The sequence below is a fragment of the Actinoplanes sp. NPDC051343 genome (genome assembly GCF_044455125.1).
In the GTDB taxonomy this organism is placed as follows: domain Bacteria; phylum Actinomycetota; class Actinomycetes; order Mycobacteriales; family Micromonosporaceae; genus Actinoplanes.
The window spans coordinates 225,212-239,916 of record NZ_JBITEL010000001.1; the positions used below are offsets into that span (position 1 = coordinate 225,212).

A 14,705-nucleotide genomic window follows, 5' to 3' on the forward strand; every position below is an offset into this window, starting at 1 on the left:
GCCCGGCGGGTCACACCGCCGGGCATCCGACCCGAGTGCTCGACGCGCTTGCTCAGCGGGTCGCGCCGAGGTCGTTGTTCGGGCGGTCCCGCCGGCTCGTTCAGACTGCGGCGCGGGCGGTGTTGACACACTCATCGACATCGAGCACCAGCAACAGCCGATCCTCGGTCTGGTATGACCCGACGATCATCGCCCGGGTCGGCCCGGTGAGCGTGTCCGGTGGCGGCTCGAACGCTGCATCGTCCAGGTCGGCGACCAGTCCGATCCGGTCCACCAGGAGACTCACCGGTTCACCGCCGGCCAGCACGACCACGTTGATGATCGCACTCGACATCGACCTTGGTGGCAGCCCAAACCGGACCTGCATGTCCACCGTCCCGATGACCTCGCCGCGCAGGTTGAACAGTCCGCCGCACGCGTCCGGGGCGAGCGGCATCGGCGTGTACGTCTCGTTGAGCAGGACTTCCTGCACGATTTCCACGGGGACCCCGAAGAAATGGTTCGCTACGTCGAACGTCACGAACTGACGGCTGGGCATGGATATCTCCAGGGGTCTGCTGGCCGCCAGGCTTCGCCGCGGCTTACCAGCTGCTGTATTCGGTTCGCCACCCCTCAACTCAAGGCAATCCCGGATCGCGGCTCATCTTTTGTTCACATCAAGGCCGTAACCCGGCGGAAACGCACGCACGCCCCGTGCGGCCACCGACGGCGTGATCGGCAAGCTGAGTCGCGCGCGGATCGCGGCATGACAGTGAGCCCGGCCTCGACCATCTCCGACTGGCCGCTTCTCCGCTCGGCCGGTACCCGATCACAGTATTAGGGGCGTGCCTTGGCCCCGGATTTAAGCAGTTCCACCATTTCAGCGATGCGTTCGGCGCGCTGTTCAGGCCGGCGTTTTGTGGCATCGATCCAGCGTAGGTAGGCCCGGCGGTAGAACTGCGCGAGCGAGTCGAAGAACGCCCCGGCGTCCGGGTCGGCGGACAAGGCCGCGGCGACGTCGGCGGCGAGGTCGGCGCGTTGCGGGCCTTCTGGCGCGATCTCTACCGTGACCTCGGTACCAACCGCGACTCCACAGGCGTTCGGTGACTTCGGGCCGAGGGTGAACCCGAAGCCGTCGCCGGCTGGTTCCAGGACTGCCCGCACCCGGGCGCCGTTGACGGTACCGGCAACGTGGTGGCGCCGTTTGACGCCCCAGACCGCGTCGGGGTCGAACGGAACGGCCACCAGCAATTTGCCGCCTGGCCCGGCGGTAATCGTGACGACGAAACGTTGGGACTCCATAGCCAGCGATCCTGCCATCATCCGTGGTCGTGCAGCCGGTATGCGCAGTCGCCTTCGCCGTCACTCGTCGCCGCACCGGTCGGAACGCGCCCGACGGGCCGGCAGGGTGCAGCACCGCTGTCCAGATTCTTTCGTACGCCCCGAACCATGCGGCGCCCGGCCGACTTCCGATTCGGCCGCCGTCGAGCCGCCTGACGTGCCGCACGGGCCGGCCGTGAGCCGTGCGTCGCGTGGCGTGACGGCCACGGGACGCACGGCTCGGGTCGGGCCGGCTCGAGGTTTATCGAGTCAGTGCCGTGCGGATGTCGACCCAGGTGCCGGTGTCCTGTACGTCGGTCAGCCTGATCCCGTTGAGTACCTTCATCGTCTCGCCCTGCGAGAGACTGCCGGCGTTGCCCGCCACCTCGACGATCACTTTGCCGCCGTCGGCGAGCCGGGTGCAGGGCCCCGAATCGCAGCCGTTGGTGCCGGGCGCGTCAGGGGTGTTCGCCGAGATCATGATCTCGAACGCGCCCGGCATCATGTTGTCGTACGGCCCCCCCAACCCCGTCTTGCGAAGCCCGCTCTTGGCGAAGAAGAGACCGCTGTACTGGGTGACGCTCGGGCCACCGACGGCGTCGAGGCTGCCGGTCATGTGGTCACCGACGGCGAACACCTCGTATCCTGGCGGGACGTAGCTCAACCTGAACGGCACCGTGACCGGCCGGGCCGCGGCCCCGTTCAGCGCGGCGGCCGTTGCCTCAAGCTGCTGCATCGTCGGCAGATCGGCCCGGTCAGCGTCGCTGTCGAGCACCGCCCAGGCGTTCGGCGCGTACTCCCACGCCAGCGTCCTGAGCCAAGGGCCGAAGCTCTCGTGATGTTCCACCTTCAGCGCCCGGTGTCCGGACACCGTGGTCGAGGTGGCGCCCGCCAGCCGCTGCACGGCGTAGGCGCCCGGCCGGTAGAGCGTGAGCGTCGCGTCCAGCCTCGGCTTCACGTCGCCCCGGTCGGACACCTTCCCCGGGTGGCGGCTGTCGGTCGTCCCGTCGACGGTCACCGCGGCGATCTGGTAGGCGTTGCCCGCCACAATCGGATTCTGCACGTGCACCGGCCCCACTGAGTACCCGGAAAAGGTGAACTCGAGCGGGTCCGCCAGCAGCGGGCCGGCCGCCGCTTTGGTGACGGCGGGGCTACTCGACGCGGCCACCCTCGCCGCCTCTTTTCCTGTACGGGGTCCCGCCGTCACCAGGGCGGTCGTCGTCACCGCCACCGCCGCCACGGCCGCGATCGCCAGGCCCGCCGCAAGGGCGGTCCGGCGGCGCCGCTGCACCCGCCGCCCGGAGGCCACGATGTCGTCGACGCTCATTCCCAGGGGCGGCCCGTCGTCGGTCGCCATGTTCACCACCTCATGCATGCGCACTGTTCCACACCTCCACGTCGCTCAGCTCGATCTGTTCGGCGGTCAGCAGGTCGCGCAGCTTGCCGAGTCCGCGCGACACCTGGCTCTTGGCTGTGCCGGTGCTGCAGCCCAGCACCGTCGCCGTCTCCTCTTGTGTCAGGCCGAGGTAGTACCGCAGCACCAGGGCCGCCCGTTGCCGTGGCGGCACCTCCAGCAGCGCCGCCCGCACGCGTAGGCGCTCGTCGCTGAGCGGCGCGGGGTCGCGAAGCGTCACGTCGGGCATGGCGTCGCTCGCTGACCGTTCCCGCCGCCACGGGCGCCGCCGTTCGTCGATCGCGGCTCGGTAGACCATCGTCTTGGCGTACAGATCGGGCCGGTCCAGCCGGCGCCATCGCGGGTACAGCTTGGCGAGGGCGGTCGCGACCGCGTCCTCGGCCAGGTGCCAGTCCCCGCAGGTCACGTACGCCAGCTTCCGCAGCGGGAGCAGCTGCGCGGCGACGAACTCCCGGAAGGCTTCTTCCTCGTCGGCTCTCACGGCGTTAAAACGGGCCGTTGGTACCACAACGTTGCACTGGTCGCCGAAATCACTGCCGAGCCTGCTGGAGACCAGCCGGGGCCGCCACTACCAACACTGACCGCTCCGCTGTCCGTCACGACAGTCAGGCCGCCGGCCGGCCGTCGACGGTGCCGCCCCGCAATCCATCCCCTTCGATCATCGGCGGCCGAACGGCGCGATCACCTTGCGCACCGCGGCCGCAGCGCCCCAGTCGTCGTCGCCGTGCGCGATGACGCTGAGTACCTCGCGCAGATGAAAAACCGGCATCCGCTGCTGCCAGCCGTCCACCAGGGGAGCGATCTCGCCGTAGGCGGCGAAGAACCGCTCCGAGACCGGCGGCCGGTTCGCCGACCACACCATGGACAGGTCGGACTCCGCCCACGTATAGGAGACGGCCGGATCGATGAACGTCGGCCCACCGGACGCGGTCGCCACGAGGTTCCCGGTCCACAGATCACCGTGATTCAGCACCGGCGGACAGACCGGCACGATCTCCGGCAGCGCCGCGCACAACCGCTCCAGCGCGGCCCGTTCCGCGCCGTCGAACGCCGCCTCCACCAATGGCTCGGCCAGCCAGCGCAAAATGCGATGCCGGGCGAAGAACTCATGACCGTCCTCGGTCCAGGTGTTCTCCTGACGCAGCCGGCCGAGCCAGCCGTCGTGATGCCAGCCGAACCTCTCCCCGACCGCGGTCACGTGAACTTCGGCAAGCATCCGTCCGGCGGCCTCCCAGAAATCCGCGTCCGGTCCCCGGGGACGCATCGCCTCAAGAACCAGCAGGTCCGGCGAGCTCAGCAGGACCTCCGGAGTCGACGCGCCACCCAGTTCGGTAAGGGCCCGCAGCCCCTCGGCCTCGATCGGAAAGAGGTCGGAGCCGGACCCCGGCATGGTCTTGGCGAAGATCGTCCGGCCGTCCTCCAACCCAGCCAGACCCGAAACCGCCACCATGCCTCCGGTCGTCGGCGTGACCGAGGCGACAGCGAAACCGACGTCCCGCAAGCGCCGGATGAGTAAATCAATATCACCCATGAACAGATCCAATCACGTACTCCTTGTCGACGGGTGACCACGCGACCGGCATACGCCTGCACACATTGGCCCCCTTCAGCAGGCAACTCGGCTCCGGCCGCTACGCCGCCTTTGGGCTTCAACGGCTGGAACGCCTTGGGACCGCCGCAGGTCAGCGGTGATAGGGCGCCGATCAGCGACATATGGGAGGAAAACACCGAGAAACGCGGGTGGGAGGGCTTATAGCGTCCTCCGTGTCCGACGTTGCGGCGAGTGCATCCACACTCCGTACGGTCAGGGCTTCCGCGCCACCGCGCCGTACGCGTCCAGCCACTCGGCGTCACCGTCCGGGCGCCAGTCTGTGATCTGCACCAGGCCTGGCTCCACCATGTCCAGCCCGTTGAACAGGCTGCCGATCTCCTCCGGGCTGCGCAAGATGTATGGCACGCCGCCGCTGCGGGCCAGCCGCTCGGCGCCCTCCACCACGGCCGGGGTGGTGTTCGTGCCGTCCCACAGCACCAGGTAGCTACCCGCCGGGACCGCCTCCACCACCGCGTCCACGATGGACGCCACCACCTTCAGATCCGGCTCATAGCCCATGACGCCCATGAACATCACCGCGATCGGCTTGGAGAAGTCGAGCACCTTCGCGGCCTCTGCGAGGATCAACCCCGGACTGTGGTAGTCGGCGTCCACATGCGTGGTGCGTCCATTGCCGGCCGCCTGCGCCATCAGGGCGCGGGCGTGAACGAGCACCAGCGGGTCGTTGTCCACATAGACGACCTGCGCCTCGGGCGCGACCGCCTGGGCAACCTCGTGGGTGTTCTGCATGGTCGGCAGTCCGGTTCCGATGTCGAGGAACTGCCTGATGCCGGCCTCGGCGGCCAGGTAGCGCACCGCCCGGATGAGGAACCGGCGGGACTCCTTCGCCATCAGGACGATCTCCGGGTAGACCATGGCGACCGCGTCCCCAGCGGCCCGGTCAGCGGCGAAGTTGTCCTTGCCTCCCATCCAGTAGTTCCAGATGCGTGCCGCGTGCGGCAGGTCGGGCCGAAGCTGAGCGGAGATCTCGTCATCCGTGGGCGCCATGCGCACGTTGTACGGCAACCGCACCGACTGCGCAAGCATCGATGCAGAACTCCGGGTGCCGGCCGACACTGATTCCGGGGTCCGGTGTGACCGATCTGCCGCGGCAGGGCTGGGGCGGTCCCCCGATCGACCACCCGTGACCGCACTGTTGGTGGTACGCGGAAGACCGGGTCTACGAGCGGTTCGCGGCATGACAGCGCGCCGGCAGACAGCCCGGCAACGAGCGCCGCCGGCGGCGCTCTCAGTCGGACAAATTGTGCGACGTTTCCGGTGTGAAGGCGGTATCACTGCGAAGTGCCCTGGCGTCGCCACAACCGGCCGCCATGCACGCTCACTGCGCTCAACGTGACCCGAATTGATCATTTACGTTGGGAGAGATCTCATGAGATGCAGCGGTACCTACGAATATCTAGACGGCCCGGCGGAACAGGCGCGGCTCGACGCGGTACGCCGCTACCAACTGGTGGATGAGCCGGTCGAGGACACGTACGAACAGATCGCGTTCGTCGCCGCCGCCCTTTTCGACACTCCGATCGCGACGGTCTCGCTGGTCGAGCAGCATCGCGTCTGGCTCGCCGCTGCCTATGGCCTGCCGGACGTCCGCGAGGTCGGCCCGGAGCCGGGCCTGTGTGCTTCCGCCGTCGCCCACGACGGCGTCTATGTAGTCAACGACGCGGCCACCGACCCGCGGACCTACGAGCACCCCCTCGTCCGCGGCCCGCTCGGCCTGCGGTTCTACGCGGCAGCGCCGATCCGGACCTACGACGGCTACCGGCTCGGCACGGTCAACGTGATCGACAACCGGCCACGCGAGGCGACCCAACGACAGCTGACCGCTCTGGAGCATCTGGCCGCGACAGTGTCCGACGAGCTCGAACTACGCCTGCTGGTGATACGCAGCGCCGTGGCCGAGCAGCGCATGCGAGAAACGGTCAATTGAGTAAATACGCAGCTCATCCGCGGTCACAAGCTGCCGCATCCCAGTCCGCGTGCACTGCAGTGCCGTACCGGCACGGTGCTTGAGCAGGAAGCCGCCGGCGTCCGGAAGGACGTGCTCGACCCTGCTCGACGGTGCAGGCCATCAACGCGACCTCGCCTAGCTGACCAACGCGCACGCGCTCTTTGCCGACCGAGACCATGTTTCCGGTGTCGTGGTCAACCACGATGGTCAGGAACTCATGGCCGCGGTGATACGGATGTCGCGATCCACGCGCCTCGGCGACGGTGACACCGGCCCGCAGGAAACGTGCGATCAGCGCCGCGACGTGCTCCGGTCTGACGAGAGGTGACGTGCGGGATGTTGATCGAGATGGCGGCCTGCGCCCCGCCAGGGACACCCCGCCCCGTCCGACCCGCTGGTACCCGCCCGCTTCGTACCTGTAGGCGTTGGAGTCGAGCCCGGTGGAGTAGCTGATCAGATCGACCTCGTACTCGAGCCCGTCGACCACGATTCCGCGTTCGGTGATGTGGTCCACCCCGCGGCCGTCGGTGTCGGTCAGGGTGAAGATCAGGCCTGGACGCTGCGCAAGAACAGGTCGGCGAAGCGGCGGGAGGCGGCGATCGTCGCGGCTTCCGTCAGGCGGCGGATACCGCGATGGGCCATGATCAGCAGAAGCACGTCGTCGATGGTGATGTCCTGGCTCAGGCGGCCGGCCTCCTTGGCGCGGCGCAGCATCTCGCCGAGCGCGCGCACGGACCACTCGCGGGCGGCGCCGAAGTCGACCGCCTTCGGGTAGGTGGCCATGACAGCCATGGTGAAGCCGCGGTCGCGGGCGTGCAGGTCGCACACCTGCTCAACCACGTGGCGAAAGGCCTCCCACGGGTCGGCCATGGCGAGGCCCTCCGCGACGATGCTGCCGCAGCGGCCCATCTGCTCCGCGAAGGCCTCGGTGACCAGGGCCTCCTTCGTCGGAAAGCGGCGGTAGAGGGTGGCGGGCCCGACGCCCGCACGGCGCGCGATCGCCCGCATCGGCACGTCGAGGCCCTCGGCCGCGAAAAGCTCGCGGGTCGCCTCGAGGATCCGCTCCCGGTTGTCCGCGGCGTCCGCGCGCAGGTGAGGCACTTGGGCAGTCACGGCTCTCACTTTAGCTAAACGGACGGGGCGTGCCGCTAGCGTCCGGCGCATGAGAGCTGTCGTCTTCACCGAATACGGCCCCGCCGGCGTCCTGCACGTCGCCGAGGTGCCGGCGCCGCACCCCGGGCCGGGCCAGATCCGCGTCGCTGTCCGGGCCGCCGGCGTCACACCCGCCGAAACCAAGATCCGATCCGGGGCCCTGACCAGCGCCGTCAAGGCGACGTTCCCCGTCATACTCGGCTTCGACGCGGCGGGCGTGGTCGACGAAATCGGCGCGGGCGTCGCCGGGGTCGAGATCGGCGACGAGGTGTTCGGCGTCAGCACCGTCACGCTGCGCGCGACCCAGGCCGAGCACGCGGTCCTGGCCCACTGGGCGCCCAAGCCTGCACAGTGGAGCTGGGCCGAGGCAGGCGGCGCCGCCAGCAGCGTCGAGACCTCCACCCGGGTCCTGGACCGGCTGGCCCCCGGCGTCCTGCTCATCAACGGCGCGGCCGGGGCCGTGGGCACGGTCGCGGTCCAGCTCGCCGTCGCGCGCGGCGACACCGTCATCGGTACGGCCGGCGAGAACAACCACGAATTCCTGCGCACGCTCGGAGCGATCCCGGTGACTTACGGGCCGGGCCTTGCGGAACGCGTCGCGGCGTACGAAGTGGACTCGGTGTTCGACTGCGCCGGGGGCGCGTTGTCCGAGCTGATCGCCATCGCGGGCTCCCCGGCGAAGGTGGTCACGATCGCCGACTTCGGCGCCCCGGCACACGGCGTGCACCTGTCACACGGGGCGCCGCCCGGAAGCCCGTTCGGCGATCCCGACCCGATGGCGTTCCACGGGCTGGAGGCAGCCGTTCGCCTCGCAGGCGAGGGCCGGTTGCGGATCCCGGTCGCCGGGGCGTTCCCGTTCGCGGACGCGGCGGCCGCCCACGAGCTCAGCGAGACCGGCCACGCCCGAGGCAAGATCGTTCTACTCCCCTGAGGCCCCTGCGTCGTGTCCGCGGGCATGGTCGGTGAACGCCGCCGGCTGCACTGTCGGCCCGGACAGCCGAAGGAACCGGTTGAATACTGTGGTGAGTCGCACGAGTTGATCAACGAACGACGGCAACGTGACCATCTCCTCGCTGACACGAGGTGGCTGCTGACATGCGCTCGCAACAACGCCAGACATGACCGAACGTCACAGGAGCTTCTGAGGGCGCCCAGCGCCCGCACCGACCCTCCATGCTGGGGCCCGGCGATGGCCGACGTCATTCGGAGCAGTGGGAGGTTCACCTGTTCGAACAGAACAGTGAGGATCGCTGCGAACGGCATCGAGAGGACGATTCCGATGCCGGGCGCTATCGGATCGGCACGCTGTTGTCGACGGGGGCGAGGTGGGCACGGATCTGGCCGGACGCCGCTGAATCCGGACCGGCAGCCGGTGGCCGGCCAGACCGCGCCCGGATAGCCTGCCGGGAACGCGGGAGGATTCGATGAAGGCCGAAACAACACGGCTGCGGGCCGACGCTCAGCGCAACCGCGACCACATCGTGGCCGTGGCCCGGGTCGTGTTCGCCGAGATCGGCCCGGGCGCGCCGATGGACGAGATCGCCCGGCGGGCCGGGGTCGGCGTCGGCACGCTCTACCGCCGCTTCCCCGACCGGGGGTCATTGCTGCGCGCCGTCGCCCTGGAGAGCCTCTCGGCGATCCTGGCCGACGCCCACGCCGCGATCGGCGAGGAGCGGACCGCATGGGACGCCCTTGCGCGGATCGTCCGCCGGGCCGTCGGCCTGCGGTTCAGCACGCACGTATCCATGATGGACGAGCACACGCGGCAGGCCTTCAAGGAGGCACCCGACTTCCGGCAGACCCGCGCCGCGGTGATAGACGTGGTCGAGCACCTGGTCGAGCGAGCCCAGGCCGAAGGCTCGATGCGGTCCGACGTCGGCGCGGGTGACGTGTTCGCGGTGGTGTCGTTCCTGCTCAAACCTCCACCGAGCCGGTCCGCGGAGATGTCCGACCTGCTGATGCGGCGCTGTTTGACCCTCATCCTGGATGGCCTGCACTCCGGCGGGCAGAGCACGCTTCCCGGCGCGCCGATCAGCGTGGCCGACCTCCACCTGGATTCCTGACGACCAGACTGTCGACTCTGGACGAATGTCCGGATTCAGAGCTATTCTGGGCGAACAAGCGGAGGATTTTATTCCGCTTTGATTCGACCGCGACCGATGGAGGTTCCTCGGTGACCGCCCCCGCCCTGCAGACCACCCGCCGCTGCCCGTACGCGCCCGCGGACGAGCACACCCGCATCCGGGACACCGATTCCGGGATCTCCCAGGTCACCCTGCCCAGTGGTCAGGTCGCCTGGGCGCTGAGCCGGCTCGAGCACATCCGCGCCATGCTCACCGACCCGCGGTTCAGCTCCGACCGCCAGCATCCGAACTTCCCCCGGTTCACCCGCGAGCGACCCGCCTTCGACCTCATGCGCCGATCGATCATCCAGCTGGACCCGCCCGAGCACGGTCCCGCCCGCAAGGCCGTGGTCGGCGAATTCACCGTGCGCCGCATGGCGGCCCTGCGCCCGCGCATCCAGCAAATCGTCGACGAGCACATCGACGCGATGCTGGCCGGGCCGCGCCCCGCAGATCTCGTACGGTCCCTCTCCCTGCCGGTGCCGAGCCTGGTCATCTGCGAGCAGCTCGGCGTGCCGTACCGGGACCACGAGTTCTTTCAGGCCCGCAGTTCGGCCCTGCTGAGCCGCGCCGTCACCGCCGAGGGCCGGCGGCAGGCGGTCACGGAGCTGCGCGACTATCTCAGGGACCTGATCGCCGAGAAGGCCGCCGACCCGACCGACGACCTGCTGGGCCGTCAGCTCACCCAGGGCAACGACCCCGAGGACGTCCTGTCGCTGGCCTTCCTGCTGCTGATCGCCGGGCACGAGACCACCGCCAACATGATCTCGCTCGGCGTGGTGACGCTACTGGAGCGCCCGGCGGAACTGGCGGCGCTGCGCGAGGACCCGACGCGTACGCTCCCCGCGATCGAGGAGTTGCTGCGGGTCTACACGATCGCCGAGTTCGCCAACTCCCGCGTCGCCATCGAGGACGTCCAGATCGGCGACGTGACCATCCGGGCCGGCGACCCCGTCCTGGCACTGAGCAACGCGGCCAACCACGACCCGTCGGCCTTCGACGAGGCGGAAGAGATCAAGCTCGACCGGGGTGCCCGTAACCACGTCGCCTTCGGCTTCGGCATCCACCAGTGCCTCGGCCAGAACCTGGCCCGCATGGAGCTGCAGGTCGTCTTCGACACCCTCTTCCGCCGGATTCCGACGCTGCGCCTGGCCAAACCCGCCGACCGGCTGCCCTACAAGGACGACGCCTTCATCTACGGCATCCACGAGGTACCCGTGACATGGGACGAGCCGGCATGACCAAGATCGTGGCGGACCTCGACCGCTGCGTCGGAGCGGGCCAGTGCGTCCTGACCGACCCCGAAGCGTTCGATCAGAGCGATGAGGACGGCACGGTCGTCGTCCTCCAGGACACCCCGGCGGACGACGAGGCCTTGAAGCGGGCCCGGGTCGCCATCGAGATCTGCCCGAGTAGGGCCTTGACCCTGACGGAGTAACCGCCGGCACGGCGCGCGGCCACGCGTACAGGAACGCGGTGCCAGAGTTGATGTCCTTCCAGCTCGGCTCTCGGACAGTTCCAGCCGGGCATACGCGCGATAGATCGTAGTATTTCGCGGGCGTCCTCGCCTTGTAGTGGAGACGGTGCCGGCGGCCCGGGATCAGGGTGCCCGGGCCGGCGCGGCCACTTTATGTCAGCACTTCTTCCAGGCGACGTGGTAGACGGTGTCGATGCTCCCGTCAGTGGAATCCATGGTCAGGAAGCTCGTGCTCTTCGGGTTGGACCAGCCGCGGTTGACCCGTAGTTCGGTGTTGACGTTGAGGTAGCGGTCCTCGCCGCAGGGCAGGAACGACAGCGACTGGATGCCGACCGTGTCGGTGCGCTGCCAGTCGGAGTCCGCCGGGCCGGTGAAGTCGTGCCGGATCCGGGTCGACTGGGGCTCACCCTGGAAGTAGTAGTTCGCGCTCTCCGACCCGGATGCGCCGCGCTCGAGGCGCGCGTAGCCGCGGTAGTCGGCACCAGCGATGGCGAACGTGTAGCCCTGCGGGACGTGCACGTTCAGGGCGAGCTGGCAGTTCTTGCGGAAGTCGGTCGGCTTGGTGCCTGCGCCGGTCTGGGCGGTGAACTGACTGTAGGTGACGGTGAACGCCTTGTTGTCCGGCGACACGGTCACGTCGGCGCTGCCCATCGGGCAGCCCGAGCCGTTCGCGGCGGCCACCGTGATGGCCATGTCATCGCTCGGGTGAGTCGACGCGGGTCCGGCGTGTGCGGCCGCACCGGTGGTGGCGAGTGAGGCGAGCAGGGTGGCTCCGGTGGCCAGTGCCTTCAGCATGCTGGTTGTTCCTTCTCTATCAAGGGTGCTGTGGTGACGATGCCGGTGGGCGGAACGAAGACCGAACCGCTCCACTGTCCGTAATGTACGTTTTGCGGCTTTAATGCGCCATAAGCGTTTTCGAGTAGATGATCCCGGACGGGTGACAAACGGCGGCCTTCAGGCCGTTCGGCCGACCCGATAGCTGACCGTTCGGCCGATCACATTTTACGAAGAGGAATCCGAGAAAAGGTCGGTGCATTTAGTACGGCCATCTGAACATCCGCTCGGCCGGCGGGCTGTGGTCGGATCGGTCGCAGCGTTATGCCACCGAAGAACTGACGTTGTCCATCGGAGGGAAAATGAACTGCATTACTCGTTTGCTCGCTATGAGCGGCCTCGGGCTCGGCGCCGCTTTGGCGATCGGCGCAGGACCCGCCCACGCCGCCACCGCCACGACCCAGCCGGCCGCGCACGGCGCCTGAATCCAGATGGGCAGCCATGAGAATGACGACGACAGCGATGTTGTCGGCTACTTTCCGGACCCGGATCGGCTGCGAGCGTGTCGGCCGGCTCGGCGAATACCACGACAGCTGGGATGACCCGGACTGGGGGAGCTCGAGATGGCCTGACGGGACCGGCTGGCGTCTTGGGCCCAGTGGTGTCCAATGGCCGCGCGGCGTGAACCGCGGGGCCGGTGCGTTGCGCGGGCAGGTCCACCGAACGCAGAGCAGGGATAATCAGGTGGCCGCATGCCAAGCAGCGAGGCCTTCCGCCAGGCCTGCCTCGAGCGCGGCACCGAACCGATCATCCCCAAGCCCAACACTCCCGGCGCGACGTCTCCTGCAACGACGAGCGAGGTGTCGGGTGACCGCCGTGGCATCAAACGAAGCGACCGGCCGAGGGACTACTCAAACTTTCGGACGAATTGCGCCGTAGCCTACAACAATCAATGTTCGGCCATCCACCGTTCGACCCTGTCCGCAAGCGCTGATGCGGCCACTTTCACTCACCCGGACCAAAGACTAATGGTGATCTTACGTCAGAGACACCGAGCCTTTAGTCACCATTTTTTGGTCGGACGTAATCAGTTACTCGCGGGCCGGTTCGGCCGTTGGCGTAGACGACTGGGAAGCAACTTCCCGGTCATCACGACCCCCCGATACGAAGGAAGTGAATTCACCATGTGGCACAACGCCCATCACGGCAACCCGCACGGCGGCAACGACTGTTCCGACCCCGGCCGTGAACGTTTCGGCGGGAACCACGAGCAGCACCACGGCGGAGGCTGGGGCGAACACGGCGTCTTCAACGATCCCGGCTGGGGTGGCGACTGCGGCCGCCTCGACGACCCTGGCTGGGGCGGCCTCGGCGACTGCCACGACGACCGTGGCTTCGGCGGCTTCGGCGACTGCCACGATGGCGGTCGCGGCCTGATCGGCTTTGACCACAACTCGATCCTGGCCTGCCACTGACGACGAGCGCGGTCGCCGGCGGCTTCGGTCGCCGGCGGCCGGCCCGCCGCCGGGCACTGTTACATAGCGGAGGCCACGATGACCGTTGCGAGCGACCTGATCGTCCGTGGTGATCTGCGGGAGGTCGTCGACCTGGTGCTGCAGGGAGCCGCGGCCAACGGGCGAGCCGATCTCGTGCGGCGGATGCACACGGCCGCCGCGGAATTGGCTGCTGGGCGCCCGGCGGCGCCTGTCGCCGAGACTGCGATACGAGCCTTGCAAGCGCTGGAGATCGACCTTCGCAACCGCCGCGCCGTCTTGGTCGACCCCGGTCAGCGGGCCCGCATCGCCAACGAGGCGCGATACGACGAGGTCCGCTTGCGCCAGTTTCAGGAGCGCGCCGTCCGATGGCCCCGGGTGCTCAGCGATGCCTTGGCGGCAACCACTTCGGACATCGAGTTCGCCGTCCACAACTGGTTGCGCGCCCTGCTCGACGAGGGCACCGTGGTGATCGAGTCGAAGGGGCTGACCGGCGACGACCTCGACCGCTGGCTGCGGAAGCGCCTGGCGACCGAGACCGAGGCAGTGCATCGAGCGTTGCGCCTGGCGGCACGCGAGATCGGCGACCGGGTCGCCTCCTCGGTCGAGCTGAGCGTGCCGGTGCCGCCGGCAACTCTCGACCTCGAGCCGCCGGCGGAGCTGGTGGCTCACATCCACCGCGGCCCACGGGCCCTCTCCGAACGCCAGGCGTTGGCCACCCGTCTGGTCGGTGTCCTGATGCCCGCCTACAGCGGGATCATGATATCCCTCGTCGTTCCTCGATTCCTCGGTATCGGGATGCCGCTGTGGTTGACCGGAGCTGTCTCAGCGTCCGGCGCGCTCGGCCTGGGCGGGGCGGCCGTGGCCGGGGAGAGGCAGCGGCAGCGCAGCCGACGCAACGCCGAGAGTGCCGGCGAGCTGAGGTCACTGATCGACGCGTTCCGCATGGCCGTCAGCAAGCGGATACGCGACGGGATTCGCGCCATCGAGCAGCAGATGCACACCGGGCTGAACGAGGCGGTGACGAGCCAGTCCCGCCAGCTGTCCGCGATCGCCGATGCGTCGCGGCGCTCGGCCGGTGAGATCGAGCGGCCGCAGCAGACCTTGGCCGATATCGATATCGACCTCGCCTCCATCCGTGAGCTGCGGCAACGTGTGCAACGACTCGGCTGGTCCGGCTGAGTCCCGCTCGTCAGGTTGTGGTGGCGTGCAGGTGGTCCGCTCGAAACTGCGGGTCAGGGCACTCCGGGGGCGAATCTGTCCCACGCGTGGAAAGCTCCGGCCTACACGTGCAGCTGGGTTCGGGACGCCCGCCTCGGTGAGCCGGCGGCCGAAGTCGATGCCTTCGTCGCGAAGGACGTCGTACTGGGCCACGGCCAGGAAAGCAGGCGCGAGGTACGGGGACGGTTCAGG

16 protein-coding genes are annotated in these 14,705 nt (G+C 68.6%); 7 read left to right on the top strand and 9 right to left on the bottom strand.

All coding sequences use genetic code 11. From position 1 onward, the window contains the following. Positions 1 to 100: 100 nt before the first annotated feature. The 6 genes from ACIA5C_RS00940 to ACIA5C_RS00965 all read right to left on the bottom strand — a co-directional run bounded on the left by ACIA5C_RS00940 (position 101) and on the right by ACIA5C_RS00965 (position 5,312). Positions 101 to 538 carry a chemotaxis protein CheW gene (locus tag ACIA5C_RS00940; RefSeq protein ID WP_396049877.1) on the bottom strand — a complete coding sequence of 146 codons (438 nt, stop codon included), beginning with the start codon at positions 536 to 538 and terminating at the stop codon, positions 101 to 103. A 278-nt stretch (positions 539 to 816) separates the two neighbouring features. After that, positions 817 to 1,281 (bottom strand): YdeI/OmpD-associated family protein, encoded by a 465-nt coding sequence (locus ACIA5C_RS00945; RefSeq protein ID WP_396049879.1) that lies wholly within the window; start codon positions 1,279 to 1,281, stop codon positions 817 to 819. Between the two features lie 280 nt (positions 1,282 to 1,561). Further along, positions 1,562 to 2,656: a hypothetical protein gene (locus ACIA5C_RS00950; protein WP_396049881.1), complete on the bottom strand. Its 1,095-nt coding sequence runs from the start codon at positions 2,654 to 2,656 to the stop codon at positions 1,562 to 1,564. 10 nt (positions 2,657 to 2,666) lie between these two features. Next, positions 2,667 to 3,194 (bottom strand): SigE family RNA polymerase sigma factor, encoded by a 528-nt coding sequence (locus tag ACIA5C_RS00955; RefSeq protein ID WP_396049883.1) that lies wholly within the window; start codon positions 3,192 to 3,194, stop codon positions 2,667 to 2,669. 177 nt (positions 3,195 to 3,371) lie between these two features. Continuing rightward, positions 3,372 to 4,244: a fructosamine kinase family protein gene (locus ACIA5C_RS00960; protein ID WP_396049884.1), complete on the bottom strand. Its 873-nt coding sequence runs from the start codon at positions 4,242 to 4,244 to the stop codon at positions 3,372 to 3,374. Between the two features lie 273 nt (positions 4,245 to 4,517). Then, a complete protein-coding gene (locus ACIA5C_RS00965) occupies positions 4,518 to 5,312 on the bottom strand; it encodes an SAM-dependent methyltransferase (RefSeq protein ID WP_396049886.1) in 795 nt (264 codons plus the stop codon). Between the two features lie 382 nt (positions 5,313 to 5,694). On the opposite strand from ACIA5C_RS00965, the gene ACIA5C_RS00970 reads away from it, so the two are divergent. Beyond that, on the top strand, positions 5,695 to 6,252 hold the full coding sequence (locus ACIA5C_RS00970; RefSeq protein ID WP_396049888.1) for a GAF domain-containing protein: 558 nt from the start codon (positions 5,695 to 5,697) through the stop codon (positions 6,250 to 6,252). A gap of 13 nt (positions 6,253 to 6,265) precedes the next feature. Here the strand turns inward: ACIA5C_RS00970 and ACIA5C_RS00975 are convergent, their stop codons facing one another. Both ACIA5C_RS00975 and ACIA5C_RS00980 read right to left on the bottom strand, forming a co-directional pair. Then, positions 6,266 to 6,787: a hypothetical protein gene (locus ACIA5C_RS00975; RefSeq protein ID WP_396049890.1), complete on the bottom strand. Its 522-nt coding sequence runs from the start codon at positions 6,785 to 6,787 to the stop codon at positions 6,266 to 6,268. Between the two features lie 32 nt (positions 6,788 to 6,819). Then, the gene (locus ACIA5C_RS00980) at positions 6,820 to 7,386 is read right to left on the bottom strand and encodes a TetR/AcrR family transcriptional regulator (protein WP_396049892.1); all 567 of its coding nucleotides are present in this window, start codon (positions 7,384 to 7,386) and stop codon (positions 6,820 to 6,822) included. Between the two features lie 49 nt (positions 7,387 to 7,435). Here ACIA5C_RS00980 and ACIA5C_RS00985 point away from each other — a divergent pair, with 49 nt between their 5' ends. From ACIA5C_RS00985 to ACIA5C_RS01000, 4 genes are all read left to right on the top strand, one after another. Next, on the top strand, positions 7,436 to 8,356 hold the full coding sequence (locus ACIA5C_RS00985) for an NADP-dependent oxidoreductase (RefSeq protein ID WP_396049894.1): 921 nt from the start codon (positions 7,436 to 7,438) through the stop codon (positions 8,354 to 8,356). Positions 8,357 to 8,849: 493 nt separating this feature from the next. Then, complete coding sequence (locus tag ACIA5C_RS00990) at positions 8,850 to 9,488, top strand: TetR/AcrR family transcriptional regulator (protein ID WP_396049896.1); 639 nt, start codon at positions 8,850 to 8,852, stop codon at positions 9,486 to 9,488. Between the two features lie 110 nt (positions 9,489 to 9,598). Further along, on the top strand, positions 9,599 to 10,789 hold the full coding sequence (locus tag ACIA5C_RS00995; protein ID WP_396049898.1) for a cytochrome P450: 1,191 nt from the start codon (positions 9,599 to 9,601) through the stop codon (positions 10,787 to 10,789). Continuing rightward, the gene (locus tag ACIA5C_RS01000) at positions 10,786 to 10,986 is read left to right on the top strand and encodes a ferredoxin (protein WP_396049900.1); all 201 of its coding nucleotides are present in this window, start codon (positions 10,786 to 10,788) and stop codon (positions 10,984 to 10,986) included. The genes ACIA5C_RS00995 and ACIA5C_RS01000 overlap by 4 nt, the downstream gene beginning before the upstream one ends. Positions 10,987 to 11,181: 195 nt before the next feature. Here the strand turns inward: ACIA5C_RS01000 and ACIA5C_RS01005 are convergent, their stop codons facing one another. Beyond that, the gene (locus ACIA5C_RS01005; protein WP_396049901.1) at positions 11,182 to 11,820 is read right to left on the bottom strand and encodes a DUF4360 domain-containing protein; all 639 of its coding nucleotides are present in this window, start codon (positions 11,818 to 11,820) and stop codon (positions 11,182 to 11,184) included. Between the two features lie 731 nt (positions 11,821 to 12,551). Here ACIA5C_RS01005 and ACIA5C_RS01010 point away from each other — a divergent pair. Further along, entirely contained in the window at positions 12,552 to 13,274 is a 723-nt protein-coding gene (locus ACIA5C_RS01010) for a hypothetical protein (protein WP_396049903.1), read from the top strand. A gap of 78 nt (positions 13,275 to 13,352) precedes the next feature. After that, a complete protein-coding gene (locus ACIA5C_RS01015; protein WP_396049905.1) occupies positions 13,353 to 14,474 on the top strand; it encodes a hypothetical protein in 1,122 nt (373 codons plus the stop codon). Positions 14,475 to 14,705: the final 231 nt, after the last annotated feature.

What these genes read in the sequence shown, in the direction of transcription:
- ACIA5C_RS00970 (WP_396049888.1), top strand. Translation starts at nt 5,695, where the DNA reads ATGAGATGCAGCGGTACCTACGAATATCTAGACGGCCCGGCGGAACAG.
- ACIA5C_RS00990 (WP_396049896.1), top strand. Translation starts at nt 8,850, where the DNA reads ATGAAGGCCGAAACAACACGGCTGCGGGCCGACGCTCAGCGCAACCGC.
- ACIA5C_RS00945 (WP_396049879.1), bottom strand. Translation starts at nt 1,281, where the DNA reads ATGGAGTCCCAACGTTTCGTCGTCACGATTACCGCCGGGCCAGGCGGC.
- ACIA5C_RS00960 (WP_396049884.1), bottom strand. Translation starts at nt 4,244, where the DNA reads ATGGGTGATATTGATTTACTCATCCGGCGCTTGCGGGACGTCGGTTTC.
- ACIA5C_RS00985 (WP_396049894.1), top strand. Translation starts at nt 7,436, where the DNA reads ATGAGAGCTGTCGTCTTCACCGAATACGGCCCCGCCGGCGTCCTGCAC.
- ACIA5C_RS01010 (WP_396049903.1), top strand. Translation starts at nt 12,552, where the DNA reads ATGCCAAGCAGCGAGGCCTTCCGCCAGGCCTGCCTCGAGCGCGGCACC.
- ACIA5C_RS00965 (WP_396049886.1), bottom strand. Translation starts at nt 5,312, where the DNA reads ATGGCGCCCACGGATGACGAGATCTCCGCTCAGCTTCGGCCCGACCTG.
- ACIA5C_RS01005 (WP_396049901.1), bottom strand. Translation starts at nt 11,820, where the DNA reads ATGCTGAAGGCACTGGCCACCGGAGCCACCCTGCTCGCCTCACTCGCC.
- ACIA5C_RS01000 (WP_396049900.1), top strand. Translation starts at nt 10,786, where the DNA reads ATGACCAAGATCGTGGCGGACCTCGACCGCTGCGTCGGAGCGGGCCAG.
- ACIA5C_RS00940 (WP_396049877.1), bottom strand. Translation starts at nt 538, where the DNA reads ATGCCCAGCCGTCAGTTCGTGACGTTCGACGTAGCGAACCATTTCTTC.
- ACIA5C_RS01015 (WP_396049905.1), top strand. Translation starts at nt 13,353, where the DNA reads ATGACCGTTGCGAGCGACCTGATCGTCCGTGGTGATCTGCGGGAGGTC.
- ACIA5C_RS00950 (WP_396049881.1), bottom strand. Translation starts at nt 2,656, where the DNA reads ATGGCGACCGACGACGGGCCGCCCCTGGGAATGAGCGTCGACGACATC.